We start from the raw sequence: 1,449 nt of genomic DNA, 5'->3' as shown, positions 1-1,449 counted from the left end.
TTGCTGATTTTTTCGGTTTGTGATGGCTCAAGTTGACTAGAAATTGAATACAAATTGGAGACAATTTGCCTCGTTTGGATACAAATTGGATACAATCCATACCTAGACTTGGTTTGAGCCGTACTCTTCCGCTAGAAGCCCCAGAATAGCGTTGATGTCTGCCAAGTCCGCCCTCGACTTTTTACGTCGCGCCTTTAACTGGTTGAGCAAGTCGGCCGACTCAATTTCTGACAAATCTGTTGCGACCGACGAATTTGCCGTTGGAGTCACTGCAATCTTTTAGTAACTCTGCCAGCACGTCGGGTTGAATTGTTCCGAAAACTTTCAGTAGCAGTCCTTCTAAATCTGCTTTAACTCCAGAGGCTCGCAAGACTGTGCGGCCCGTGCCGTTCCAGAACTCAAGTAGGTCTTCATCGTCGCTACCTTTGCCCCCTCAATACTGGTTGGCAGATTTGAACAAACCTGCGAGCCCATCGCATCGGTAAATCAGGGCTTGGTCAGGTAATTCGGCAACCTGATATACAGCGTATTCCAGGTTTATGAAGTAGGGACACGGCAATGCCGTGTCCCTACGGTGGGGATAGAGCGATCTAGGATGTCCGATACTTTTTTGCTAACATTTGCTAACAAATACATAAGTTGAGAGCTGATCTCAACCAAGGCGTATCAACCGATGCCCGTAGAAATTTCTACAAGCACTTATATTCTTGCGTTCAGCTTGGTTATCGCTTACAGCTATTAGCCAATCTGATTATTTGCTTTGATACGCTCAGAGGCAACTTATTTATATAGCGGTTGCGTACTACCAAGGTTTTTCACCTACATCTGAGTGGCTAAATTGATTCTATATGATATAAAGACAAGAAGGCAAATGTAAGTGATTGTTAGTAAATGTCAGAAAAAGTCTTACTGTTAATCAACCTTCATAAATGTGGAATCTGCTGTAAAATACCTTCTCCTGTGGATTTAGAGAACGAGTAAAGTCGTTGCCGAGGTTCTTTTGGGGGCAGTCCTTTGTCTTCTCTGTTTGCTGGCTTCCACTGCTTGTATTCCTCCTCATAAGCCAAGAGGGCTTTTTGATACTCATCCCGTGCCTTGTCTCGCAATACCTTTATCGGCCGTTCAATCATTGCTCGCATAATCGGCGATTTCTTTTGCGAGGACTCAGCAACGATACCCGCGAAATCGCTTCTAAAATTTCTCGGATATCCCTTTCTCTGGGATGTCGGGGTAAATAACGCGCGGGTCTACAACTATGCACGGAAATTGGGCGTTGCTGAATTAAGGTATGACTAAGCAACGCCGGCGATCGGACACGACCAAATAATTTTTTTGATTTTGATAGGGAATTGGAACATCTCCAAATTTTAGATAGGGCTTGCTGAATAATCAGCCCCAGGGTTACACAGCAAGCCTTAGATGATGATGAGATCGAACCGCTGGTGCACC

The 1,449-nt window shown here is 44.7% G+C and carries 2 protein-coding genes; both read right to left on the bottom strand.

Annotated elements, in window-relative coordinates; genetic code table 11:
• Positions 1 to 102: 102 nt before the first annotated feature.
• Positions 103 to 270 (bottom strand): hypothetical protein, encoded by a 168-nt coding sequence (locus QUA99_RS32800; protein WP_333245810.1) that lies wholly within the window; start codon positions 268 to 270, stop codon positions 103 to 105.
• Between the two features lie 653 nt (positions 271 to 923).
• Positions 924 to 1,139: a hypothetical protein gene (locus tag QUA99_RS32795; protein ID WP_445251063.1), complete on the bottom strand. Its 216-nt coding sequence runs from the start codon at positions 1,137 to 1,139 to the stop codon at positions 924 to 926.
• Positions 1,140 to 1,449 lie beyond the last annotated feature (310 nt).

Source organism: Microcoleus sp. F10-B2, assembly GCF_036704965.1.
Classification (GTDB): Bacteria; Cyanobacteriota; Cyanobacteriia; order Cyanobacteriales; family Microcoleaceae; genus Microcoleus.
This window is presented reverse-complemented; position numbering and strand designations above follow the sequence as displayed.

Excerpts from the sequence above, each read along its gene's own strand:
- QUA99_RS32795 (WP_445251063.1), bottom strand. The coding sequence starts at position 1,139 with ATGCGAGCAATGATTGAACGGCCGATAAAGGTATTGCGAGACAAGGCA.